General features: G+C 40.7%; 26 protein-coding genes. 12 read left to right on the top strand and 14 right to left on the bottom strand.

The window, feature by feature from the left end:
- Positions 1-108: 108 nt before the first annotated feature.
- Positions 109-447 (bottom strand): hypothetical protein, encoded by a 339-nt coding sequence (locus MTTB_RS08190; RefSeq protein WP_248564504.1) that lies wholly within the window; start codon positions 445-447, stop codon positions 109-111.
- 233 nt (positions 448-680) lie between these two features.
- A complete protein-coding gene (locus MTTB_RS08185; protein WP_248564503.1) occupies positions 681-1,160 on the bottom strand; it encodes a DUF2299 domain-containing protein in 480 nt (159 codons plus the stop codon).
- 49 nt (positions 1,161-1,209) lie between these two features.
- Between MTTB_RS08185 and MTTB_RS08180 the strand changes: the two genes are divergently transcribed.
- From MTTB_RS08180 to MTTB_RS08170, 3 genes are all read left to right on the top strand, one after another.
- Positions 1,210-2,139, top strand: coding sequence for a cobalamin biosynthesis protein (locus MTTB_RS08180; RefSeq protein WP_248564502.1), 930 nt, complete (start codon positions 1,210-1,212; stop codon positions 2,137-2,139).
- Positions 2,136-3,131 (top strand): cobalt-precorrin 5A hydrolase, encoded by a 996-nt coding sequence (locus MTTB_RS08175; RefSeq protein WP_248564501.1) that lies wholly within the window; start codon positions 2,136-2,138, stop codon positions 3,129-3,131. Before MTTB_RS08180 ends, MTTB_RS08175 begins: the two co-directional genes overlap by 4 nt.
- A 78-nt stretch (positions 3,132-3,209) precedes the next feature.
- The gene (locus MTTB_RS08170; RefSeq protein WP_248564500.1) at positions 3,210-3,458 is read left to right on the top strand and encodes a stationary phase-response protein; all 249 of its coding nucleotides are present in this window, start codon (positions 3,210-3,212) and stop codon (positions 3,456-3,458) included.
- A gap of 17 nt (positions 3,459-3,475) precedes the next feature.
- On the opposite strand, the gene MTTB_RS08165 is transcribed toward MTTB_RS08170, so the two are convergent.
- Both MTTB_RS08165 and MTTB_RS08160 read right to left on the bottom strand, forming a co-directional pair.
- A complete protein-coding gene (locus MTTB_RS08165) occupies positions 3,476-4,036 on the bottom strand; it encodes a class II aldolase/adducin family protein (protein ID WP_248564499.1) in 561 nt (186 codons plus the stop codon).
- A gap of 13 nt (positions 4,037-4,049) precedes the next feature.
- Positions 4,050-5,480: a DNA-directed DNA polymerase II small subunit gene (locus MTTB_RS08160; protein ID WP_248564498.1), complete on the bottom strand. Its 1,431-nt coding sequence runs from the start codon at positions 5,478-5,480 to the stop codon at positions 4,050-4,052.
- 188 nt (positions 5,481-5,668) lie between these two features.
- On the opposite strand from MTTB_RS08160, the gene MTTB_RS08155 reads away from it, so the two are divergent.
- From MTTB_RS08155 to MTTB_RS08140, 4 genes are read left to right on the top strand one after another with little or no spacing between them, the layout of a single operon-like run.
- A complete protein-coding gene (locus MTTB_RS08155) occupies positions 5,669-6,160 on the top strand; it encodes a hypothetical protein (RefSeq protein ID WP_248564497.1) in 492 nt (163 codons plus the stop codon).
- Positions 6,161-6,170: 10 nt separating this feature from the next.
- Positions 6,171-7,226, top strand: a complete 1,056-nt coding sequence (cobJ, locus tag MTTB_RS08150; protein ID WP_248564496.1) for a precorrin-3B C(17)-methyltransferase — start codon at positions 6,171-6,173, stop codon at positions 7,224-7,226.
- Between the two features lie 49 nt (positions 7,227-7,275).
- Positions 7,276-7,824 (top strand): potassium channel family protein, encoded by a 549-nt coding sequence (locus tag MTTB_RS08145; protein ID WP_345894027.1) that lies wholly within the window; start codon positions 7,276-7,278, stop codon positions 7,822-7,824.
- A 30-nt stretch (positions 7,825-7,854) separates the two neighbouring features.
- The gene (locus tag MTTB_RS08140; RefSeq protein WP_248564494.1) at positions 7,855-9,180 is read left to right on the top strand and encodes a magnesium transporter; all 1,326 of its coding nucleotides are present in this window, start codon (positions 7,855-7,857) and stop codon (positions 9,178-9,180) included.
- Between the two features lie 261 nt (positions 9,181-9,441).
- Here the strand turns inward: MTTB_RS08140 and MTTB_RS08135 are convergent, their stop codons facing one another.
- Together MTTB_RS08135 and MTTB_RS08130 are read right to left on the bottom strand one after the other, a co-directional pair.
- The gene (locus MTTB_RS08135) at positions 9,442-10,281 is read right to left on the bottom strand and encodes a hypothetical protein (protein ID WP_248564493.1); all 840 of its coding nucleotides are present in this window, start codon (positions 10,279-10,281) and stop codon (positions 9,442-9,444) included.
- Positions 10,278-11,174: a hypothetical protein gene (locus MTTB_RS08130; RefSeq protein ID WP_248564492.1), complete on the bottom strand. Its 897-nt coding sequence runs from the start codon at positions 11,172-11,174 to the stop codon at positions 10,278-10,280. Before MTTB_RS08130 ends, MTTB_RS08135 begins: the two co-directional genes overlap by 4 nt.
- A 188-nt stretch (positions 11,175-11,362) precedes the next feature.
- On the opposite strand from MTTB_RS08130, the gene MTTB_RS08125 reads away from it, so the two are divergent.
- Genes MTTB_RS08125 through amrS form a run of 4 tightly spaced genes read left to right on the top strand, consistent with a single transcriptional unit; the run spans position 11,363 to position 14,172 of the window.
- Positions 11,363-11,761 (top strand): Zn-ribbon domain-containing OB-fold protein, encoded by a 399-nt coding sequence (locus tag MTTB_RS08125; RefSeq protein ID WP_248564491.1) that lies wholly within the window; start codon positions 11,363-11,365, stop codon positions 11,759-11,761.
- A complete protein-coding gene (gene cfbA / locus MTTB_RS08120) occupies positions 11,733-12,161 on the top strand; it encodes a sirohydrochlorin nickelochelatase (RefSeq protein ID WP_248564490.1) in 429 nt (142 codons plus the stop codon). The genes MTTB_RS08125 and cfbA overlap by 29 nt, the downstream gene beginning before the upstream one ends.
- Entirely contained in the window at positions 12,158-13,165 is a 1,008-nt protein-coding gene (thiL, locus tag MTTB_RS08115) for a thiamine-phosphate kinase (protein ID WP_248564489.1), read from the top strand. Before cfbA ends, thiL begins: the two co-directional genes overlap by 4 nt.
- Complete coding sequence (gene amrS / locus MTTB_RS08110) at positions 13,162-14,172, top strand: AmmeMemoRadiSam system radical SAM enzyme (protein WP_345894006.1); 1,011 nt, start codon at positions 13,162-13,164, stop codon at positions 14,170-14,172. The genes thiL and amrS overlap by 4 nt, the downstream gene beginning before the upstream one ends.
- Here the strand turns inward: amrS and MTTB_RS08105 are convergent.
- Both MTTB_RS08105 and purE read right to left on the bottom strand, forming a co-directional pair.
- Positions 14,169-15,434 (bottom strand): UbiD family decarboxylase, encoded by a 1,266-nt coding sequence (locus tag MTTB_RS08105; protein ID WP_248564488.1) that lies wholly within the window; start codon positions 15,432-15,434, stop codon positions 14,169-14,171. The genes amrS and MTTB_RS08105 overlap by 4 nt on opposite strands.
- Positions 15,435-15,454: 20 nt before the next feature.
- Entirely contained in the window at positions 15,455-16,453 is a 999-nt protein-coding gene (gene purE / locus MTTB_RS08100; RefSeq protein WP_248564487.1) for a 5-(carboxyamino)imidazole ribonucleotide mutase, read from the bottom strand.
- Positions 16,454-16,805: 352 nt separating this feature from the next.
- Between purE and MTTB_RS08095 the strand changes: the two genes are divergently transcribed.
- On the top strand, positions 16,806-18,515 hold the full coding sequence (locus MTTB_RS08095; RefSeq protein WP_248564486.1) for a glycosyltransferase: 1,710 nt from the start codon (positions 16,806-16,808) through the stop codon (positions 18,513-18,515).
- Here the strand turns inward: MTTB_RS08095 and mmp11 are convergent.
- The 6 genes from mmp11 to hacA form a co-directional block, all read right to left on the bottom strand.
- Complete coding sequence (gene mmp11 / locus MTTB_RS08090; protein WP_248564485.1) at positions 18,496-19,431, bottom strand: methanogenesis marker protein 11; 936 nt, start codon at positions 19,429-19,431, stop codon at positions 18,496-18,498. The two genes, MTTB_RS08095 and mmp11, sit on opposite strands and share 20 nt — an antisense overlap.
- Positions 19,432-19,445: 14 nt before the next feature.
- Positions 19,446-19,862: a 6,7-dimethyl-8-ribityllumazine synthase gene (ribH, locus tag MTTB_RS08085; protein WP_248564484.1), complete on the bottom strand. Its 417-nt coding sequence runs from the start codon at positions 19,860-19,862 to the stop codon at positions 19,446-19,448.
- Between the two features lie 98 nt (positions 19,863-19,960).
- Positions 19,961-21,163: a cysteine desulfurase gene (locus MTTB_RS08080; RefSeq protein ID WP_248564483.1), complete on the bottom strand. Its 1,203-nt coding sequence runs from the start codon at positions 21,161-21,163 to the stop codon at positions 19,961-19,963.
- A 21-nt stretch (positions 21,164-21,184) separates the two neighbouring features.
- Positions 21,185-22,180 (bottom strand): isocitrate/isopropylmalate family dehydrogenase, encoded by a 996-nt coding sequence (locus MTTB_RS08075; protein ID WP_248564482.1) that lies wholly within the window; start codon positions 22,178-22,180, stop codon positions 21,185-21,187.
- A complete protein-coding gene (locus MTTB_RS08070; RefSeq protein ID WP_248564481.1) occupies positions 22,168-22,665 on the bottom strand; it encodes a 3-isopropylmalate dehydratase small subunit in 498 nt (165 codons plus the stop codon). Before MTTB_RS08070 ends, MTTB_RS08075 begins: the two co-directional genes overlap by 13 nt.
- A 14-nt stretch (positions 22,666-22,679) precedes the next feature.
- Positions 22,680-23,936 (bottom strand): homoaconitase large subunit, encoded by a 1,257-nt coding sequence (gene hacA / locus MTTB_RS08065; RefSeq protein WP_248565325.1) that lies wholly within the window; start codon positions 23,934-23,936, stop codon positions 22,680-22,682.
- Positions 23,937-23,973 lie beyond the last annotated feature (37 nt).

The following is a 23,973-nucleotide window of genomic DNA, read 5'->3' as shown; positions in this document are numbered from 1 at the left end:
AAAAAAAAAAAAAAAAAGGTCTCTGATGAAGCAAAAAAAGGACTGACACTGTACATGTTGCAAGAGTAGTTAGCTTGAGTTGTATAGTTCGCCACAGTCAGATACATTTCAAGTGTAAATCTTTACCCCTGATAATTTTACACTTGAAATTGATCTCTCTCTCATTTCATGAGGGGCCTCTTCAATTTTACACTTGAAATGCACCTCTCTCTCTGGTTTATCTTCCTGTTGCTTGTAGGCCCCCTTCCAGTAGGAGGGGGATATACAAAGGAAGGTGGGTGGGTAGTAAGGTCTAAAGTAGTATGAAAGAAGAAAGGTATATTTTAACGCTTTCGGCGGGAAGTCCCCCCTCCGATGGGGATGAAAGCCAAAAAGTTTATACACTTGTTCTTCTGCTATATTTTTTGTGTTTACCTCCTGTAGGGGGGGTGCAGTGTTCTCATCCATAGCCCTGTAAAATTGCAGGGAGGATGGGTAGGTTTTGGGACGACCCAGAATTCACGCCTGTTGGAGACCAAGCGTCGTTGAAGCAGGCCTGCAATAGTTGGTGGCAGTTCACAGGAAGTATCTCTTGAGTCCGTGAGGGGGTAGGGAGTAGTGGCAGTGTGAACTTGGCGGTGAGGATAAGGATGATATACATCGAGGTCCTCACGAAACTCCATCCGATAAGTTGGGGTAGTTCACACATACATGGTGTCTTCGTGTATTTCTTCTTTTTTTTCTCCGAATCTTTTCTGTATGAGCCATAAAACATGCAATTTGGCTTTAAATACTTTTTTGATGGTTGATATTAGTCTGTCTTTGGTTAATGCATCATTGTAGATTTCATCGGTTACAAGATAACTTTCGAGGATGTTTCTTGGATGTTCTAATTGGAAGTCGACGAGAAATTTATTCAGGGAGAATCTGATCTGCCAAAGAAACTCTTCCCTTTTAGATTCGCTCAGTTCTTGGATCTTTGATAAATGTTCGGGGCTTACACTCGTGGCACATGCGACCAGTACTAGATCTCTTTTGCCCTTTGGTTGTATGACGTCTATTACATGTTCTTCTGGGTAATTTACGATGAAATGGAAATTTGCATTTTCATCATCTACTATCTGCCCTAGGAGACCTTCTTCAGTGAGCCATCGTTTTATTTTACCCTCCAAAATTATCACCTTCTTCTTTCCTAAATATTGTCATAGTATATATATATAATTTGGATGGGTGGGAAAATTTTTCCCAAGGGAGGGGGATTTTATAATATTAGATAACATTGCGATATTCATAATTGGAATTTTGATAGACGTTATATTAGGCGAGCCACCGGTTTATCTCCACCCGGTGGTATGGATGGGTAGAATAACTGAAAAATTGAAGGACAAGCTTGGAAAAAGGAAAATCTCAGGGATAATACTAACTTTCATTATCCTTTTAATATTTATTATTCCAGTTTTATTCATTGACTTTTTACCTTGCCTATTAAAGATCATATTATCATCCTTTTTGTTTTCTGTTACATTTTCGATTAGGTTTTTCTTCCAAGCAGTAATAAAGGCAAAAGATGAACTTGAGAGTGATATTGTAAAAGCCCGTTTGCATATTTCGAACCTGGTAAGCAGGGACACATCTAAACTTAACAGGGGACAGCTTACATCCGCGGTAATAGAAAGTTTAACAGAAAACATAACAGATTCTATAATCTCGCCCATGATATTCTTCCTAGTATTCGGACTCCCTGGGGCGATGGGATACAGGGTTGTTAATACATTAGATGCTATGGTAGGCTATAAAGATGAGCAAAATCGTTCTATTGGATGGTTCCCCGCGAAGACAGATGACCTTTTAAATTATATACCTGCGAGGATAACAGGGTTCCTCATAGTAGTCGCGGCTTTCATACTAGGAATGGATTGGAGGAGAAGCCTAAAAGTCATGTTACGTGACGGTAGATTAACTCCCAGTCCCAATTCAGGTTATCCCATGGCAGCCGCCGCCGGAGCCCTCAAGATAAGATTGGAAAAACCTGGTGTATACATAATAGGGGATGAAAACAATGAACCAAGAACATCAGCCATTGCTGATGCGTTAAAATTATCATATGTTACTATTTTATTGTTTATATTACCTATCATAGTTCTGGGGGTGTTAATTTGAAAATAGCATTGTTATCCGTGACCAAAAGCGGGTTGAAGATCTCAAAACAACTTAAAATGAAACTCTCACAAGATCCAAGAATATTCCAAGTTGATATCTTCCATAAAAATGTTAAAGAAACCCTCAGGAGGATATTCGATGATTATGATGCGATTATTGGTATAATGGCCATGGGTATAATGGTAAGGAGTATCTGCGGGCTTTTATCAGATAAAAGACGAGATCCTGCGATTATTGTGATGGATGATGCTGGAAAGCATGTTATAAGTTTAATCTCCGGACATCTTGGGGGTGCGAATGATTTAACATTAGAAATAGCAAATTTAACAAGTGCAAGGCCAGTTATTACCACATCCACAGACGTCCATGGTTGCATGGGTATAGATGCACTTGCAAAAAAATACTATTGGAAAATAAAAAACACAGATAAGATAGTTAAATTTAACAGGGCATTATTAGACGGTGCAAAAATAATAATAGAATCCCCTGAGAACCTAGAATATCTATTCAATGACCAGCTTTTCAGGAAAAGTTACATGATAAAGAAAGGTGAAGATAAAATCATCAAAGCAATCCTAGATAAAGACGAAATCAAGATAAAACCTTGTAGACTCGTTGCAGGTGTAGGTACAAAAAAGGGCATCAACGAAGAAAAGATAATAGAAGGTCTAAAAAAGGCCTTATCATTCTTGGATCTTCCACTTGAAAGATTAGACATCATTGCAACAGGGGAGATGAAAAAGGGCGAAAAGGGTATAATAAACGCTTCAAGGATCTTGAAGAAACCATTAAAGTTTGTGGATTTGAATGATTTGAGATTGGAGGATACACATTCAAAGTCTAGTTTTGTGGAGGACAAGTTTGGCGTGGGGAGTGTCTGTGAAGCCGCTGCACTTCATGTTGCAGGGAGAGGGTCGCGACTTATCCTAAGAAAAACAAGTTATGATGGGATTGCGATAGCAGTGGCTGTATCCCGAGAAAAAGTTTTTTAAAGAGTGTGCGATAAAATAAAACCAACCAAGAAAAAGTATTATTAAGAATTTATTTTAAAAGTAAGGGAGGCTTTTAAAATGAGTAACAAGACTTTTGAGAGGGTTTCCAAAATCTTAAAGACTATAATGGAGGATACTAGCGTCCCAAGGAATATTAGAAGGGCCGCGGAGGAATCGAATGAAATATTACAGAATGAGGAAGAAGATGTAACTATCCGAGCAAGTACTGTTATATCAATACTTGATGAGATTAGTAATGACCCTAACATCCCCATACATGCAAGGACACTAATATGGGAAATCCTAAGCGAACTTGAATCAATATGAACCTGATATCCTCTAATTTAACTTTTGTTAAGTATATGGGCTAAGAATTGTATCTTGGCACTTTCTTCTATAAACTCTGCAAGTTGAACTGCTTCTCGGAGATTTGAACCACAACAGAGAACACCATGATTTTTCAAGATTAAAATCTTACCCTTTTTTATCTTTTTGGCGCATTCTCTGGCCAATTCTAAGCTACCAGGCTTATAATATGCCACCTCGTCTATGTCATTCATTCCATTGAGACCTTCTACTCTTTTCAATCTTTTATCTGAGAAAGCAAAGGCGGTTGCATATGGTGAATGTGTATGTGCTATACTTTTTATATCTTCTCTTATCTTGTAGATTTCAAGGTGAAGGTATAGTTCAGATGAGGGCTCCCCTCCTAATAATCTTCTCCCATCCATCCCGACAATAGCTACATTTTCCTCGGTTACAAGGGAAAGGGGGACACCCTTTGGGGTTATGGCTATCTTATCCTTACTTAAACGCATGCTAATATTACCTGCGCTCCCTGATACAAGACCGCTACTGTACACGTAATGGGCTGCTTTAACCAAGCTTTTTATGTTTTCTCCCACATTATACCCCCTGTTAGTTGAATTCTAATACCTTTATCTCTCCCCTATGTAATACTGGTACTTGGCCGCAGGTTGGAACTATATTGTAGATTTTCTGGAATTCTGTCTGTGACTGGAATGTCCCTGAATTTATGAGGTGGATTCCCTTGTATTTTTTGTAGGCGTTGATATGTACGTGTCCTGCATGGAAAATGTGTGGTATTTCATCTATGACGAGGTGGTCTTCAACCTCGTAGGCTAGTGGTGTTCTCTCCCCATAGATTGGGGCTAGGTGTCTCTTTTCTAAAAGTTCGGCCATTATAAGGTGTGATTTTTCGTGTGATAAGTGGTTGACGGTCATTGCCATGTCGTCAAAGCTTCTACCATGATATATGAGTACTTTGACACCGTCTAAGCTCACGATTGATGGATTGCTTACGAATTCTATGTTTTTTATCTGGTATAATGGTTTTGCATACTCTTTTGGTATGGCTGGTTGTGGTTCAGCTATCCTGGAGGCGTCGTGGTTGCCTGGGGCTATTATTATCTTTATATCATCTCTTATTTCGCCTATTAGTCTTGCAGCCTCTTCATATTGTTCATTCACGTCTTTTATTATGAGTTCTTTTTCCTGGTTTGGGTATACTCCTATACCATCAACGATGTCACCGGCTATGATGAGGTATTTAACATCTTCTGCTATTTTAACATGTTCTTTGGTTCCAATTTCACAGTTCAACCATTTTATGAACTTTTTGAATGATTCTTCTAGGAATGTGGAGCTTCCTATGTGGGTGTCTGAGATGAAAACTGTGGAGAATTCCATGGGCTTTTCCTCTATCCTAGGTAGGCTTGGATGGATTATCTCTGAGGGTATTATGAACCTGCCCTTCAAACTCCCTTTGACCCCTATAACCTCGTCCTTGACGAGCTTGTTAGCTTCTTTAAATAATTTACGGTTTTCATGGTGGACTATAAGGTTTATTTGTCCAGTTTCATCCTCTATTTCTATTATTTTATGATTATTTTTCGTGTCTCTAATCTCTCGGATCATCCCAATTATGGTTACAACATCATGACGTGGGGAAACGCTTGAAATAGGTAGCGGATCCTTGAATTCACTTCTTCCCATGAATATTTCCTTCAATTTATTATATCTACTATTAAAATAGTCACCCATATCCTTTATTTCACCGGTTGTATAGGATTTCATACTGGTATCCATAATCACCTTAAAATCAAATTTCTTCGATCTTCTAGCTTCTAAATCCGCCTTTGACTTGCTAGAATCCGCGTCAATAACCTCTGGTGTTATGATTAAAAGTTCACCGTCTTTTCTTTGGCTTTTTAAATTTTCGATAAGGTTAAGGATGGTTTCCTCCCCTAATAATTTCATTTTTTCATAAGCTTCAGGTTGTACGAGCAAACCATCCTCTGCAAGTTTCAAAAGTATATCTCGGCTCATAGTAATCAATCTCTGAAAATCTTATATCATGATTGTAGTCGAAACTTTCTTATAGATCACTATCAATATATGATAAAAACTATGATAAATCAGTTACTCCAGATTTTAAGCATAATTTTATATCAAAAAAAGAAAAATTTAGAAGCCCCCAGTAACTGTTTAAGTGGAAAAACTTAAAGGGTGATTCTATGTCAAGGATACTTAAATTCTTCTTATTCATCATACTATTCATAATATTCTTCGAAGCAGGAGTTATAGGCTCATACACCCTAGTCACTTCTCAACCACCGGACGTGGAAAAATTAATAGACACCCAATTAGATATACTGTCATCCTATCTAAAAATGGGTAAAGAGGTAATAGGCCCAAAGGCGGAAACTGTTAACATTACCAATAAGATGGAAGTGGCTGAAGCACTCCAAAAAAGGGCCCAGGTAGATGGTGTTGAATTAGAAACTCTCAATGCAACAACTTTCGAGGACCTTGAAAATGGGCGCGTTAATGTTAACATCACAGCAATCGGTTACAGAGAAAACATAACAGAATCCACGGGTCAGATAGTCATAAGACCAACAGCAAGATTCATGATAACAGCAACAGCAGCCGCAACAGTTGAGGATCATGAAATCAAAGTAGATGTGGGGACAATAAGAATACTTTCTGTTATCCGCGTTTATTAGGGTGAAGAAATTGATTAAAATCGTTGGCATCGGACCTACAAGAGATGACATGACATTCAGAGCTTTTAGAGCTATACAAGAGGCTGATGTTATAATAGGCTATAAGAAGTATATTGATAAAATCCGCGATATCATAAAGGACAAGGAAGTAATTGAGAGGGGGATGCGGGAGGAGATTAGAAGGGCTGAGATCGCGATAAAGAAGCACAGAGAAGGAAAAAATGTTGCGCTGATAAGTTCAGGGGATCCTGGAATTTTTGGAATGGCCAACGTATTCTTTCATTTAATAGATAAATACTCTAATATCGAAGTTGAGGTGATACCTGGTGTGACAGCAGCAAATTATGCGGCCTCCTTATTCGGAGCGCCTTTGCATGATTTTGCTGTTATAAGTTTGAGTGATATTCTAACACCCCTTTCCGAGATAAAAAAGAAGGTTGAAAATGCAGTGACAGCAGGGTTTATCATAGTATTCTATAACCCCCAAAGCAGAAGGAGGAAAAAGCCACTTATGGAGGCTTTAAAGGTAATTAGGGAACATTTAACCCCTGATACGCCAGTTGGGGTCTTGAGGGGTGGAACAGCCAAGGTAACAACTCTTCAAAGATTAGATGCTGAGAAGGTGGACATGTCAACCACTATAATAATTGGCAACCCTACAACCTATATTAGGGAGGGTTACATGATAACACCACGAGGATACGCCCTTAAATACTTTATCCACCCACTTGCGCGCGAATATTATCAAAAGTATATCAACGGAGAGATTCGAGAGGGTCCCAATCTTGAATGTGAATATTATCCTTGTCATTTCATGGGACAGGATTGTACATTCTGTTATTGTCCATTTTATCCTTGTGGTGACGGTTCAACGGGCGGTTACTGGATAAAGGATAAAGGTGTTTGGAGTTGTCAAGAGTGTGAATGGATCCATGAAGAAGACACGATTAAATGTGTGAAGAAAGGTTTGGATGCTATTATCAAGGAGGTTGAAGATCTTAACAAGAAAAAGAAGGAGCTTTTAAAATTGAGGAGAAATTGCATATATAAGACTAGATTAATGTGAGAGGGGGAGAAAATTGTCCAAGGCTAGTGTTAAAGATATCCTAATTGAAATGAAAAATCTTTCGGAGCTGATGGTTGACTTAGCATACTCGGCGCTTTTATTTAATAGTAGAGATGCTGCAGAGGAAGTTAAAAAATTGGAGAATAAAGTGAACAGACTAAACTATGAGATCAAGAAAGAGTCTCTCCTCGCCGCAAGATCTGTTGAAGACGCGGAAGAACTCACAGCCCTACTAGAAGTGGGGCAAGCCACCGAAAATATAGCAGACGCCGCCAAGGACATTGCAGAACTAGTTTTGAAGGGTATAAAACCCCACCCAGTATTTAAGATGGTGATGGAGGAGTCTGATGAGATAATCGTGAGGGTGACCATAGAGGAGGGGTCAGAGCTCGCTGGAAGGTCACTGGGGGAGATTCTCCTGGGAACAAGGACTGGTATGAGGATAATTGCTATAAGAAGAGGCGAATCATGGATCTATGGACCTGACAGGAATACCGTCCTCGCTGAGGATGATATTCTCATCGCCAAGGGCAATGAAGCCGGGGCAGAGTTACTGAGAAAACTTGCCAAGAATGAAATGTCACTTGATGAACTCTAAAGTATAAGGGGAAGTTGCAGGTGATCCTATATGAAGAAAAAATTAACAGAGAAAATAAAGACTATAATGGATCACCTGCTCACACTACTAGTTAACATTTCAATACTCTCCTCAAAGGCTTTTATAAAATTCTTCGAAATCTTCAAGAAAGTAAATTTTTTTATCAAAAGCATAAAACGAGTCCTTGGCGAAAGTCTATTCGCACTTCTTATATGCGCCATCGGCGATCTCATAGCAGGCATAGTCCTAGGTAAGATGACACATTTTCTAGAGGCATACCCGGGTCTTATAGTCCTTATACCAGGTGCGATAGGAATGAGGGGTAACATCTTCGGGGCTTTAGGCTCACGACTCGGATCAAACCTCCACATAGGTACCCTTTCAACAGAACTTAAAAAATCTAAAATTTTAAATGGGAACATAGAGGCTACCATAATCTTAACTATTTTAATGTCCCTATTCCTTGGGCTTATGGCATGGATACTATGTGAAATTTCAAATTTTAAAAACATAGGAATAATTGATTTCACCATCATATCGGTAATGGGTGGTATAATCTCGGGGATTTTTTTATTACCTGCCACGATTCTGATCGCACTTAAAAGTTATGAAAATGGATGGGATCCTGACAATATCACCACACCATTGATAGCGGCATCAGGAGACCTTTTCACACTACCCTCACTTTTCCTAGCCATATTATTCTTAGAATTGGTAAAAAACACGATCCTAGAGTCAACATTTTTTCTTCTTTTCATTTTAATGGGGATCTTGGGCCTCTTAATAGGGTTAAGAGGGGATGAATATTTGAAGGGTATAATTAGTCAGAGTGTCCCAGTGCTCCTTCTTTGCTCAATTTTTGGAACAAGTGCAGGTAGTATCCTAAACAGCAGATTATCCACGATATTAGATAATCCTAGTATACTAGCACTTGTACCATTATTTTCAGGGGAAAGTGGAGACCTTGTAAGTATACTAGGTGCTAGATTATCCTCTGGTCTACATTCAGGTATTATACCCCCAACTTTGATACCGAGAAAGGGGGCTCTTCATAATTTTGGTATAATTATCATACTCTCCATTATAATCTATCCAGTGATAGGAGTTTTAGCCCATCTTGTAAGCGCTGCTTTGGGCTTGCCAACCATCCCAATCCATAAAATGATCCTGATAAGTTCAGTTGCAGGTTACCTTCTAACACCATTCCTTTTGATTTTCGGCTTCTATTTGAACTCTCTTTCATATCGAAGAGAATTAGACCCTGATAACGTTGTTGTACCCCTTTCAACAAGCTTAACAGATCCTATGGCGAATCTTTGCCTTGTTTTCATGATAATATTATTTTTGAACGTTTAACTTTATCAGCGGGGAACCCTCATGGGATGAGAGCCCAGAAAAGATTTATTAGTGTGTGTTCAGTTTACCCCATATCCTATGAGGGCTAAAGGGGCCAGTAGGATAATCAAGAGGGCACAAGCCCGGGGGATTATCCTCTGATAAACCGAATATTTGAGACGGGCTGGGACACTCCCACTAGACTATGAAAAAATCATCTTGTCCATGTTCTTGCCTCTCATTATTGGACCAAGAGGCCCAATCTGATATAGATGGGATAGTTCATATCCATGCTACCATAACAAAATCACACGGTTGAATTTGGAAATAGGCTGGTTGAAGTGGTACTGAAGATCCTTTGGGGATGGAAATGATTAGAACATTCCCATCACCCCTTGCATGTATCCAGATTATCCCAGTAGAATTTTGGGATAATAGGCTTCTTATCCTATCATTTAAAAGCACAGGAGACTCATAATTATTTTCTTCATCATTCTTGTTTTCGGGGGTGTCTATAATCCATGATATCCCTGGATTATCTGCCAAAAGGTAATAATTATTCCTTTCTGTTTCCTCGAATGTTGCTTTGAAGCAGCCACATTTCCATGTACTATGCCTATAGCAGCTATTAGATTTTGAATTTAGCTCTAGGATAACATATTTTTTGTAGAAATCACATTGGACTGTCCTGTTCACTATGAATATCTCATGGGGTGTTCCATCTTCACATCTAATCATAATGGGTGGTATTGTTTCATTCTTGGGGTATAGTGTTATGTTCGCATGTACTTGTGATGGGAGTATCGTGTTGAAGAGCTGTGGGGTGGCTTTTAGTTTACATATTTTATCGTAGGATAAAATTTTGGGATTTTTACTAGTGGATAGGCCCGGGATTACATTATCGGTAACTGGGAGGGTCTCCCAGTTACTTGGGGATCCTGGTGTATTTATTAGTATTTCTGTCGTTTCGCTTATTATCCTTTCAAAATAGTACCCTTGAAGGTTTTCATGGTTTATTTCCCTGTTCATATCCATTAGGTCACTGGAGACGCCTATTATGACAATTAGGATGGCTAGTGCTAATAGTATGTCTGTGGAAAAGACTAAGCCTTCTTCTTTCATTTTATCCCATACTTTTTTCGGTGGGCTTGATCCAAAAAGAGTATGTAAGTAGAGTTTACGATGAATGGCGAGCCTTCATATAAATCCCCGAATATAACATGGTCCACTGAAACTATGGTGGACCCGTTATTTAAAATATGGGGGATTATGAAAGTCTCCAAGCCTTGATGGGGACATGTGGCTTTCCCCTCCAATCGGCAGAGGTAACAGGCCCCATCATTGCTTTGATGATAATAGCCGTTTTGGATACAATCTATTATGACTGGAGTGGATCCATGGGTTTCATAGGGTTCATAGGGGCATTTTTTGATAATGAAGGGTGAGGTGGCGTTTTCGTAAAATGATCCGTTCACGTCCCCAAGATAGGCTGCCAAGCCGTGATGATATTCTATGCGGGTGAGATTGTGGGAGATTGAATCGCATTTTGTGAAGGGGAGCGGGTCTGGCAAGCCTTCAATGGATACTAATTGTGAAATGTTTTCTGCATGTTTAATATTGCCTTTTTTGACGGTTATTGTTGAATTCACCTCAATATAGAATGGGTCCTTCTCATAGGATGTTATGGTTTTTATGGTGCAATTCACATCGCAGTCATAGTTGAGTTTGTTGATTCTTTCCTGTACTTTTTCTTTCACATATTCTCTGCTGTTTATTATTGTCAAGTTTTCTTCGATGACCTGGTAGGCGCTCTTGTTCAGAACATCCAAGGTTATAACTGGTATATTATCTTTCACGTCTTTAAATGTTGATAGGACATTGTTTGAATTTATAGAATCGCAATTAGCCTTATTTTCATAATCTAACACAGTTAAAGTGCTGAAAAATAATATAAAAACTGGGATTATAAGTAAAAGTATTGTTCCATTTAGAACATAATCTTTATCCCCAATCATAGATAATAATATAATACATAATCTTATAAAAATATTATTGTTTCAAAGACAATAAAAGAAAGTATTACCCGTGAATAATTTAAATAGCATGAAAGTGTAAAGAGGATTTTAGCGATCCTCACTTGAGTATGAATACAAACTAGGAATATTTCAAAAGCACGAAATATTGCAGAATGGAGGTTCATAAAATGTCGGAAAGTGTGAGAACATGGCGTCATATACCCCAACGTTACAATCTACTAGGCTCTAAATGCCTAAATTGTGGCTCAGTATTCTTTCCAAGACGCATAGTATGCCCCCAATGCAGGAGAAAAGGCAAACTAGAAGACATAAAATTCAAGGGAAAGGGTAAAATACACAGTTACTCCGTGATACATGCTCCAAGTGACGAATTCAAGGACATAGCACCATATGTGGTGGCTATAGTCGAATTAGAAGAAGGGGTTAAGATAACTACACAAATCGTTGACTGCGACCCTAATAATATAAAAATAGGGGACGAAGTGGAAATGGTATTCAGGAAAATAAGAGAGGAAGGAAAAGATGGAGTGATAACATATGGCTTCAAATTCAAACCAGCAAAATAAAATAGGAGTATTACTCGTGGGCCATGGGAGTAGATTACCCTACGGAGAAAAGGTTATAAAAGAACTCGCAAGACTCTATAAAATGGAGGTAGAATATCCAGTCGCGGTAGGATTCATGAACATATCAAAGCCAACCATCCCAGAGGCCATAAAAAGACTTTCACAGAAGGGTGTTAAAAAAATAATTGTCACACCAGTATTCTTGGCTCATGGCGTGCACACAAAACATGACATACCACACATACTAGGAATAGATGATGGAAAGGGAGACGAACATTCCCATGAACACCAACATGAGAAAATAGACTTTGACGGTGAAATAATCTACACAGAACCCCTAGGCGCGGACCCGCGAATCGTTGAAATAATAAAAGACAGGGTAAGTTCCGCCCTTCCATGATAAAAATGAAAATCTCAGATCTAGGAGAAAAAAAACTCATTAAAAGGATAATAGCCAATATAAGATCTCATCTGAAGGATTTTAACATAGAAGGTCTTGGTGATGACGCCGCCCTCATAGACATGGGCGAAGAATACATTGTTGCGACAACCGACCTACTAAGGCAAACCTCCCATTTCCCCGAGGCCACAACCTATGAACAAATGGGATGGAAAAGTGTAACAGTCAACATAAGCGATCTAGCCGCTATGGGGGCGAAGCCACTAGGATTTTTAGTATCAATGGGCCTTCCAGCCCATATGAGAGTTGAAGAATTTGACGAACTCCTCGGGGGCATTCTCAAGGCTTGCGATCATTACAGGGTACCCTTGATCGGGGGGGACACAAAAGAAGCAGATGAGATAATATTGGCAGGAGCCGCCATTGGGAGAACACTGAAGGGGGAGGTTCTATGGAAAAGCGGCTCAGAAGAGGGGGACCTGGTGGGGGTAACGGGGCAATTAGGCCTCGCAGCGGCTGGGATAAAAATACTCCTCTCTAAAATGGGGGAAGTACCAGTAGCGGAGGATTTATTATCCAGGATCATGGATCCTGCTCTTAAACCAAGGGCGAGATTAAAAGAGTCTCTATTAATAGCAAAATCGCATCTTGTGAATGCGGCCACGGATATAACAGATGGCCTTGTAAGTGAATTGAATGAACTGATAAACGCATCCCCAAGGACTATTGGTATAAGATTGTACGAGGAAAAGCTCCCAATCCCCAGTGAAGTGGAGGATATAGCTAGGTTCCTTAATGAGGATCCTCTTGAATTGGGGATTTATTATGGTGAAGATTTTGAACTTCTTTTCACACTCCCACCCGAGAATGTCACTCCCCTCCGCGATCAATTAGATTTTCATATCATAGGTGAGGTTACTACAACAGGGACAATTGAAATGGTTGATAAAGAAGGAAGAACATACATACTACCAGTGAAAGGATATGAGCATCTGAGGGGTTGAAGTTGATAAAAGAGGCTATTCTTTATGAAACGGTCGATGAAAGGGTGAAATGTAGCGTGTGTAATAGGAGGTGTTCGATCCCTGAAGGTAAAAGAGGATTTTGCCTTACAAGGGAGAATAGAAATGGCAAACTTTACAGTCTGATCTATGCTGCCGTATCCTCCGTTGCAGTGGATCCCATTGAAAAGAAGCCACTATTTCATTTCTACCCTGGAAGTTTTGTCTATTCTCTGGGGACGGTTGGGTGTAACTTTCGTTGTAAGCACTGTCAAAATTGGAATATTTCACAGGCGGTAATAGATGAGGCGTACACTGAGGATATACCACCTGAAGAGGCTATTGAAGCCACGAAGAGGTACAATTGTAAGTCTATTGCATGGACGTATAACGAACCCACTATCTGGCTTGAGTACACCCTTGACTGTGCAGAACTTGCACATAAGGATGATATTAAAACAGTTTATGTTACGAATGGTTATATGACAGAGGAAACCCTTGAACTTTTATCACCATTGTTGGACGCTGCTAACATAGACTTAAAGGGGATGACAGATGAATTCTATAAGAATGTTTGTAGTGCAAAATTACAACCGGTACTTGATAGTATAAAATGGATGCATGATGCAGGGGTACACATTGAAGTCACGAACCTTATAATACCAGGATATAATGATTCAGAGGATGAGCTTAAGGCTCTTGTCAGGTTCATGGTTGAGGAGGTTGGGGTTGAGGTCCCATTACATTTCACACGTTTCTACCCACATTATAAGATGCGACATTTACCCCCAACACCAACAGAGACGCTCCTCAAAGCCCGCAATTTAGCACTTGAAGAAGGTATGAGATATGTTTATGTTGGGAATGTTCCGGGTCTTTCAGAGGAGAACACTTACTGTTATAATTGTGGCGAACTTCTAATACAAAGGTATGGTTTTCAGATAAACCGGCTGAATTTGAAAAAGGGTAGGTGCCCGTCTTGTAATGCGAAAATAGACATTATAGTCTAGGCTATCCTCTCAAATTTCTCAGATTCTTTTAATGGTTTTGTAGCGTCTAAGCCAACCTTTGTGGTTGTCCCATCAGCTGATGCTGAAGGGTCAAGTGATGAACCCCTCGCCCCCCGGACTATAAGTATGTCATCATCTTTTACCCGTGTCGCTATCGCGTATTCCACATCCTCTAAATCAAAGGGGTTTATATCATCGTCTACAACTACAACATGTTTCAGGGAGGGATGAGCTGACAAAGCCGCCATTATAACATTTTTAGCATCGCCTTCCGCTTGTTTTTTCATGGAGACGATTGCGTGTAACCAGCAACAGCCACCTTCTGTAAGGATCACGTTCTTTACGCTTGGAACAGTATTCTCCACAGCCTTAAATATCCTTGGCTCTTGTGGGAGTCCTTGTAGGAGTTTGTGTTCAAGTCCAGCGGGTAAAATGGCATGATATAGGGGATTGTCTTTAAAATGGATCCTTTCAACTTCTATAATCGGTTCTTTTCTTATAATATCATATGTGCCGGTTAAATCTACGAATGGTCCTTCGTCAGTTCTTTCATCGGCTAGGATCCTCCCTTCTATTATTATCTCCGCCTCTGGGACTTCTATGTCTACTTTTTCACATTTGAAAAGTTTAAGTTTTCCATTATGGAAATTGTTGGCGACTTCTAGTTCATCAACATCTATTGGTACTGATGTTGTTGTTGCGAGTAATGTTGCAGGGTGCATTCCAATGACTATAGCTATGGGCAGGTCTTCTCCGATTTCTTCAGCTTTTTTGTAATAATTGTAGAGGTGTCTTGGGACTATGCGCACAGCTAGGTGTCTTTCGTCAAGTAACATCATTCGATGGATGGAGGCATTTCTTATGCTGGTTTCTGGGTCTTTAGCTATGATGGCGCCCCCGGTAATATAGGGGCCTCCATCTTTTTCGTAGTATGTGAGGATTGGCAGCTCTTTTAGGTCTGCTTTCTGGGAATGGTAACCTTCAAGTTTTTTGATGTCTTCTATTGGCCTTGGGTTGTCCATTGCTTGGATTATTCGCCTTGTTATGTTCTCTTTTTTGCAATTGAGCGCCCTTGAGATTTTCTCCCTAGTGTTGCATATTCCTGAGATCACTGGCATGTTGGATTCCTTGATATTTTCTAGTATTACGATTTCTCTGGGGTGTTCTCTGAGGATTTCAGCGGCTTCAATATGAGTTGAAACTTTCCTTTTGATTCTTATAATATTGAATTCATCCTTTATGGATTGTAGAAATTTTCTCATCTGATCACCCGGCTGAGAAGTTAGTGGGTCCATCCCTTTAGTTTTTTTACTTTTGTTTCTATTTTCTCATTTTTTATCCCGAGGATTTCGGCTGCTAATATGGCTGCGTTACCACCATTTCCTATGCCAACAGTCCCTACGGGGGCTCCTGGGGGCATGTTAACCATGGAGAATAGGGAGTCTAGACCATAGGCTTTAAAAGCGCAGGGGACTCCTATAACTGGTTTGTCTGTAAGGGCCGCTACTGCGCCGGTTACATGTGCAGATAAGCCGCTGATCGCTATGAATAATTTAACGGTTTCCATACTCTCTATGTACTCTTGGAAACGTTCGGGGTATCTTATGGGGGATATAACATTCAGGTCATAGGATATGCCCAGTCTATCGAGGAAGGTGGTGACTTTCTTGGTGATTTTCATATCGGTGTAGCTGCCTGGAATAACAGAGACGAGGGGGCTGTCATCTGCCACCTCTTTAGCTGTCCATGTCGGCTCTGGGATCGTTATTTTAATCGGGGAGTAGTAGTTTCCTTGGATGTTAGTGATGATGTGTGATTCGTCCCTTTCAACCTTTTCATAGTATCCTTCTCTAAGTTTTATTATACGGGCTCTTATCTTTTGGTTGTAGGTTCCGAGTATCTGGGCGGCGAATAGGGCCCCGTTTTCTCCCCTGTCAATACCCACGGTGGCAACAGGCACTGGGAAAGGCATCTGAGAGCATGCGAAGAGAGCGTCAAGCCCCCCTATTTTAACGTCAACAGGCACTCCAACAACTGGCCGATGAGTGTTCGCGGCTATTATCCCTGGAAGATGTGCTGATAATCCGGCTATGCCAATGAAAACTTCCACACCATTCTTAACAGAATCTAAGACAATATTCTTAACCTTTTCATGGGTTCTATGGGCTGATGCCACCTTTAAATCATAGGGGATTTTAAGTTCTTCAAAAATGTTCATGGCTTTCTCGGCTATAGTATAATCTGTTCCACTTCCAAGAACTATCATTACCTTCGGTTTCATTTTTAACACCTGCTGGACACCCTGTCATAAGGGTGGGCGTTGGAAGCGAGCTTTTCACCCCACCAGGGTTTATATTGAGCTTCTGGAAGCCGGCTCCTGGAGGTTTTAGCTGTCTTCACCTACTGATGCAAGGGGGTAGAATTTTAACCATCCAAGGTAGGAAATCGAAAATTACTATAGGTGGGGTGGAAGATGTCTGCTCCTGTTCATTTTAATCTTTTCTTGGGGTGAAATCTCATAATTTTAGACTTTTCATTTAATGTATATATTGTAGTGTTTTTTATAATAAGATTAGTAAGGGTTAGGGGGATTATTTTCCTCCAACATATAGAATCTTTTGGAGTTAAGGGGCATGTATTGGTTAATCCTCATAATGGTAATACTCTTATGTGTTTTAAAGGGGCGTAGAAGGGATTTTAGCGTTTCAGTGATTATACCCGCCTATAATGAAGAAAAGACTGTTGCGAATGTTGTTAAAACGGCCAAGAGCTCATCTTATGTAGATGAGGTTATTGTGGTAGATGATGGTTCATCTGACAATACATACGAGGAGGCTAAAAGGGCGGGTGCGACGATAATACGCCATGCGAGCAATCGCGGTAAGGGAGCAGCCCTTAAAACAGGGTTTAAGCATTCAAATGGGGATATTGTGGTCTTCTTGGATGCTGACCTTAAAAATATCACAACGGCTAAGATAGATAAGATGATAAAACCCATCATAGAGGGTCGGGCAGACATTACGAAGACCAAATTTAAAAGAAGAGCTGGCAGGGTCACCGAGTTAACCGCAAAACCTCTTTTGAGGTTTTTCTTCCCTGAGATAAAATTTGAGCAGCCATTAAGCGGCCAGTTCGCCGCTAAAAGAAGCGTGCTTGAGCGGATGAAATTTGAAGATGATTACGGAGTTGACGTGGGGATAGTTCTTGATGCTGACGTCCAAGGATTAAATGTTAAAGAGGTTGATATAGGCGAACTTGAACACGATATGGCGAGTCTCTCTGATCTTAACATTGTAGCTACAGAGGTTGTCCGCACCATCGTGGCCAGGGCCCTTGAGTATGGTAGGATAACCATGATGGATTCCATGGGGGAGTCAATCCGAATGTGCATACTTGGACTTTCACTCACCACCTTGGGAATATTTAGCATATTTTTTATCAGGGCACTCCCCCCAACTGTGGGTATTATAATGGGTATTGTGGGTGTGATTATAGCAGCCTATTATCTTGTGGCATTGCTTAAAAGATCATATTATGTTCTATCCCGTTCAAAGGGGCGCTTACAGGTTCTAAGATCCTTCGTTTACATGCATTTTCCCATCCTTATATCGGCCCTTATCCTTGTTGCCATGATTTCAGCGCTTCTAGGGGCGGTTCATATTGATGAGGGTAAAATATCCATTGAACCTAATCCTGGAAATCTTATAATATGGAAGAAGAACGTGGAGAATAGGACATTTGATGTTAGGGGGCCATATACTATAGATAGTGCCTTTGAAGGTGAAAATGATACTATAAGGTTGCCGAGGGAGGCTGTTGACACCCTAGGACTCAACTATGGTGACATAGTCTACATTGGAGGAGTAGGTTACACGTTAAGGGAATCAAGGCCTAGCGACGTTAACATTATAAGGATACCTGCAAATGCTAGGGAAGTATTAGATGTGAATGTGGGAGATGTGATTAGGGACAGCGCCCTTCGTAAGGTCTTCAATAATATATTTGTTGTCCGGAAAATTTCAGGCCAGTCTAATATTACGATAGAAAATGGTGTCTTGATTGAGGATAATGATAAAAGTGGGCGTGAAGTAAACATTTACCTTGATGGTAAAAAGATCGCCACAGCTTTGGGTGCGATGGAGAATGGTTCATATTCCATTTATATAAATGGTATGCATGTTAGGACGATATACTTTAGTGAGAGCTCGCCGAGGGAAAATTATACTATATACTGGGGTGCTCATATTATAACAGTAGAGGTCGGGAAGCCGATAAAGAGTAATATGCGATTTGCCACAATAGAGGATGGTGTGTTTCTCAATATCATATCTGATAAATTTTAACAGCCTCTTCAACATTATCTGATAATCCTATAGCTGCAAGGGCCCCGATCTGTCCTTGGGCTCCAGTGACTTCTATTAATTGGATCCTGGTCTTTTCTGCGACTTGTTTAGCCTCCTCTAGGGTGACTAATTCTTTCTTAGCCTTTATAGAATATTCTTTAAGTTCCTCTGGGATCATTATACCATTAAAGATTGCGATGGAAGTCTTATCAGAGAGGGTTTTCTCTTCTAGCTCCTCTACTGTCCTTTCTATGAGCTCTTCTTGGGTTCCTGGTTTAACTGCGAATGTTAATGCAACGGAAACACAATTCTGTGTCTTATATGGGTTGTGTGGGTAAAGTTGCACTATAATATGATCCAGGTACTCAAAACCTTCTTTTGAAAGTTCAACCCCAATATTATGGGCAAGGGTCCATGTAGCCCCTTTATCTTTGGTATCTGTATCATCTATGCCTATGATAACCTTTTCAAGTCTTGGTGTTATCACAGCAGCCCTTCCAACCTTTGACCCTCCACCCACATCATATAGTTCAACTCTCTTGACGCCTTCTGCCATTCCTCTGCACATTGCAGTGCCAACTCCGGCCCCGGCAAGCCCGGCGTGGACGACCTTAACCTCGTCCCCGGCTACGGTGACTTCTTCGATCCCGGCAGCGCTCAAGCTAGCCCTTAGATTGAGATGGGTTTTTCCCGTCCTTGTAAGGTAAATGTGGCGGTTACCATCCCTTTTCGCCTTCAGTATTAGTTTGCTTGTCCGTGGGTACTGGTAGATCATCCAATGGGAGCCTGAAATACATGGGTGATATTCTATTATCTCCACGAGGTCATCGTCCACCATTGTGATAATCTTCTTATAGGGGGCTATCCAGGGGTCCTTGAATTTTTCCTTTAATTCTTCGGGTTTTAGAATCTGCAATTCAATCCCGGGGTCTAGAGTTTTTTAAGTCTCCTATACATTTTAACAGCAGCTTCAACAGCCCTTTTGGCATAGTCTACTCTTTGGTGGGCTTCCAGGCGGGTCATACTAGGCCCTGAGATTCCGAGGGCTACTGGTTTATCATATTCTAGTGCAAGGTCGGCTATTTTACGGGATGCATGTTGTGCCACTATCTGATCGTGATCTGTAGCCCCTTCAATAACGGCTCCAAGTGTTATGACGGCATCTATGTTCTCATCCTCTAAAAGTTTCTTGATTGCAAGGGGCATGTCAAAGACGCCTGGGACTGGCACGACCTTAGTTATCTCGGAACCGAGAAATTTTGCATGCTCTTCGGCCAACTTTAACATCATTTGGGTTATGTCATAGTTAAATTCAGCTACTACAGCCCCTATCCTTACTTTTTCCATTATTATCTTCCTCCGCTGAAAGGTTTATAATAGTGCATAGGCGATTGTGCTTATAATCATTATGATGATTATTATTATGGCTATTACCTGTACTTTTGTCATTTTGGACCCTCAGTTTTTGTTATCTTATTTATGGTTTCTGTTAGTATTTCAATATCTTCTGGGATATTATAGTAGTGGATGGAGGCTCTCACGGTACCTCCCTTTTCGTGGACTCCTAGGTGTCTCATAGCTGGTATGGCGCAATGGTGGCCGCTTCTAACGCATATCCAAGCCATTTCATCTAGCATTTTTGCAACATCGTCAGGGTTTATATTATCTATGTTGAATGATACTATTCCATAAATATTTTTGGGGTCTCCATAACATTCGACTGTGTCGATCTCTGTGAGGGATTCATATAATTTTCTTGTAAGATTTTTCCCATGTTTTTCTATTTTATCGACGCCTATCCTCTGGAGGTAGTCTATGGCCTTTCCAAGGCCTATGAAACCTGCTATATTCAATGTTCCAGCTTCAAATCTCCTTGGTGGTTCTTCTAGTTTAAATTGATCTTCTAGGACGTCAGTCACGGTCCCTCCTCCAAGGTTTGGCGGTTCAAGTTCATCGGCACTTTGAAGGTTACAGTAGAGGAATCCTGTGCCAACGGGGCCTAGGGCCCCTTTATGTCCTGGGAATGCTATGAAGTTTGCTTTGAATTTTTTAACATCGACTTTCATATGTCCGAATGATTGCGCGGCATCTACCATGAATAGGATATTATTCTCTTCCGAGATCCTGCCGATCTTTTTTATATCCTGTACTGATCCTATGGCGTTGGATACGTGTGTTATTGTTATAAGTTTGGTATTTTCGTCGATGGCATCTTCTACACTCCCAGGATCTATAATGCCATTTTCGTCTGCTTTGATTATCTTTACTTTCACTCCTTTTTCTTGTAGTTTTAGCCATGGCAGGTAATTTGAATGATGTTCAATGTTTGGGACTATGATGGAATCTCCCTTCTCGAATCTAAGGCCTGTTGCGACAAGATTTATTGACTCTGTTGTATTCTTTGTGAATATTATCTCTTCTACTTGGGCGTTCACGAAATCTGCTATCTTTTTTCTTGCCTCTTCTAATTTTTCAGTTGCTTTAACTGCAAGTGAATATGCACCTCTCCCGGTATTGGCGTTATACTTGTAATAGTATTTGTCCATGGCCTTTACCACTAATCTGGGGGTTGGTGTTGTGCTTGCAGCATCAAGGTAAACGTAATCTTCTAGGAGGGGGATATCATTTCTAAGTTCTTGGGGGTTCATCCCCTATCACCTCAAATGTGGCTATGAGAGGTATTCTTCTATTAGTTCATCTCTTATTGCCTGTGCTACTTGTGTTGTTGTGTGTTTTCCTCCGATGTCTGGTGTTTTTATTCCTTTTTTTAGGGTTTTTTTGAGGGCTTTTTCTATGAGTGTGGCTTCTTTTTTCTTTTTTAGGTGTTTTAGCATTAGTGTGGTGGATAGTATCATTGCTGTTGGGTTTGCTATGTTTTTTCCGGCTATTTTTGGGGCTGATCCGTGTACTGGTTCGAATATTCCGTGTTTTTTTCCGATGTTGGCTGATGGTGCTACTCCTAGTCCTCCGACCAGGGCTGCTGCTTCGTCTGATAGTATGTCTCCGAACATGTTTGTTGTGACTATAACTTCAAATTCTCTTGGTTTTTTGATGAGGTACATTGCCATTGCATCAACATAAAAATCTTCGGCTTTTATCCCTGGATAGTTTCTTGCAACTTTATAGAATTCCTCCCTGAATATTCCATCAGTTTTTTTAAGAACATTGGCTTTATGCACAGCCGCAACCCTTTCAAAACCTTCATCAACAGCATAATCAAAGGCAAACTTACAAATACGCTTACAAGCCCTTCGAGTTATAACCCTTTTTGCAACAGCACCATCACCCGTATACTCCTCAAGACCAACATACAAATCCTCAGTATTCTCCCGGACAATAACAAAATCCAAACCAGAAAACAAACCCCCAACACCAGGCAAAGACCTAACAGGCCTCAAATTAACAAACAAATCCAACTCACGCCTGAGTTTAACTATGACGTCGGCTGCGGTTTCTCCGGCGGCGCCGAATAAGCATGCGTCTGAATTTCTTATGACCTCTAGGGTTTCATCTGGGAGTGGGTCGCCGGTTTTCTCTGCGCATTCATCTCCCGCTTCTGCAAACTCGTATTCAAAATCTAAATCGAGGCCGCTGAGTATGTGTAGTGCGGCGTCCATTACTTCTTTCCCGACTCCGTCTCCTGGGATGACCGCTATCTTGTACATGCGACTTCACCAATTTTATTTTTGAGATAGGGGATTAAACCACCTTTTTCCAGTATTTCTACCATGAATTCTGGTAATTTTTTGAACTTGAATTCTTTTTTGTCTTTTTTTATTATACCCTTTTCTAGATCTATTTCTATTTCGTCTCCTGTTTTTAGGTGTTTTGATATTCCAGGGGCTTCTAGTAGGGGTATTCCAAGGTTTATTGCGTTGCGGTAGAATATTCTTGCGAAGGATTCTGCGATTACTGCGGATATCCCAGCACCTTTCAGGGCTAGGGGTGCGTGTTCTCGTGATGAACCGCATCCAAAATTTTTACCCGCTACTATGAAATCGCCCCTTTTAACTTTATCTGGGAATTGGGGGTCTATGCCTTCCATTAGATGTTTTGCAAGTTTTTTTGGGTCTCTTATAACTAGGTATCTGCCTGGTATTATCTGGTCGGTGTCGATATCATCCTGGAATTTCCAAACTCTTCCTTTCATGGGCTTTCACACCTTTAGATGTTTTTGGGGTGTGTTATTTTTCCTTTTATTGCGGAGGCCGCGGCTACTGCCGCGGATGAGAGGTATACTTCTGATTCTGGGCTTCCTTGTCTGCCTTTGAAGTTCCGGTTAGAAGTTGAGAGGCTGACTTCTCCAGGTCCGAGGAGTCCTATGTGGCCTCCGAGGCATGGACCGCAACATGGGTTGCATACTAGTGCGCCCGCGTCTATGAAGATCTTTATTAGGCCTTCGTTTAATGCTTTTGCGTAAACTTCCCTTGAGGCGGGTATTACTAGCATTCTGACTTTTTTTGATATTTCTTTGCCTTTTAGTATCTTTGCAGCGTCTCTTAGGTCTTCTATGCGCCCGTTTGTGCACGATCCTATGAATATCTGGTCTATTTCTGTTCCTTCCACTTCACTTATCGGTTTCACATTATCTACGTTATGTGGACATGCTATTTGTGGTTCAAGGCCTTCGACGTTTATTTGTATGGTTTCGAGTGAGGGCGCGTCTGGGTCTGTTTTCATGATATTGTATGGCTTTTTGGATCTTTTTTTCACGTATTTTATGGTTTTTTCATCTGCTTCTATTATGCCTGTTTTGCCACCCATTTCGATTGCCATGTTGCAGAGCACGAGCCTTTCTGAAATGTTCATGTTTTTTACTGTAGTCCCTGTGAATTCGCAGGCTTTGTATGTGGCTCCGTCTATTCCCATCTTTCCTATGATATATAATATGATATCCTTTGCGTATACATGATCTTTTGGTTGGCCTTCTATCTTGAAGCGGATAGTTTCCGGGACTTTGAACCATAATTTTCCAGTGGCCAGGACCATTGCCATGTCTGTTGATCCTATACCCGTGGCGAATGCTCCTAGTGCCCCGTGGGTGCAAGTGTGTGAATCTGTTCCAACTATAACATCACCTGGGACGACATGGCCCTTCTCTGGCAGTATCTGGTGGCATATGCCTTCTCTAACATCATAGAAATCCTCTATTCCTTGTTCTTTCACGAATTTTCTCATGATTATGTGGTTTTCAGCGGCTTCTATGGAATCTGCAGGTACTTGATGGTCGAATAATACAACAATCCTGGAGGGATCCCATACTCTTTCCGATCCTATTTTTTTAAACGCTTCAATGGCAAGGGGGCCTGTTAGATCGTGCATCATGGCCACGTCTATATTGGCCATTATTATCTCACCGGCTTGTACTTCTTTTTTACCCGCGGCTTTTGCGAGTATTTTCTCAGAAATAGTCATGGACATGTTTAATCCTCCCTGATTGAATGTTTCGGGGTTGGTG

The organism is Methanothermobacter tenebrarum (genome assembly GCF_023167465.1).
Classification (GTDB): Archaea; Methanobacteriota; Methanobacteria; order Methanobacteriales; family DSM-23052; genus Methanothermobacter_A; species Methanothermobacter_A tenebrarum.
This window is presented reverse-complemented; position numbering and strand designations above follow the sequence as displayed.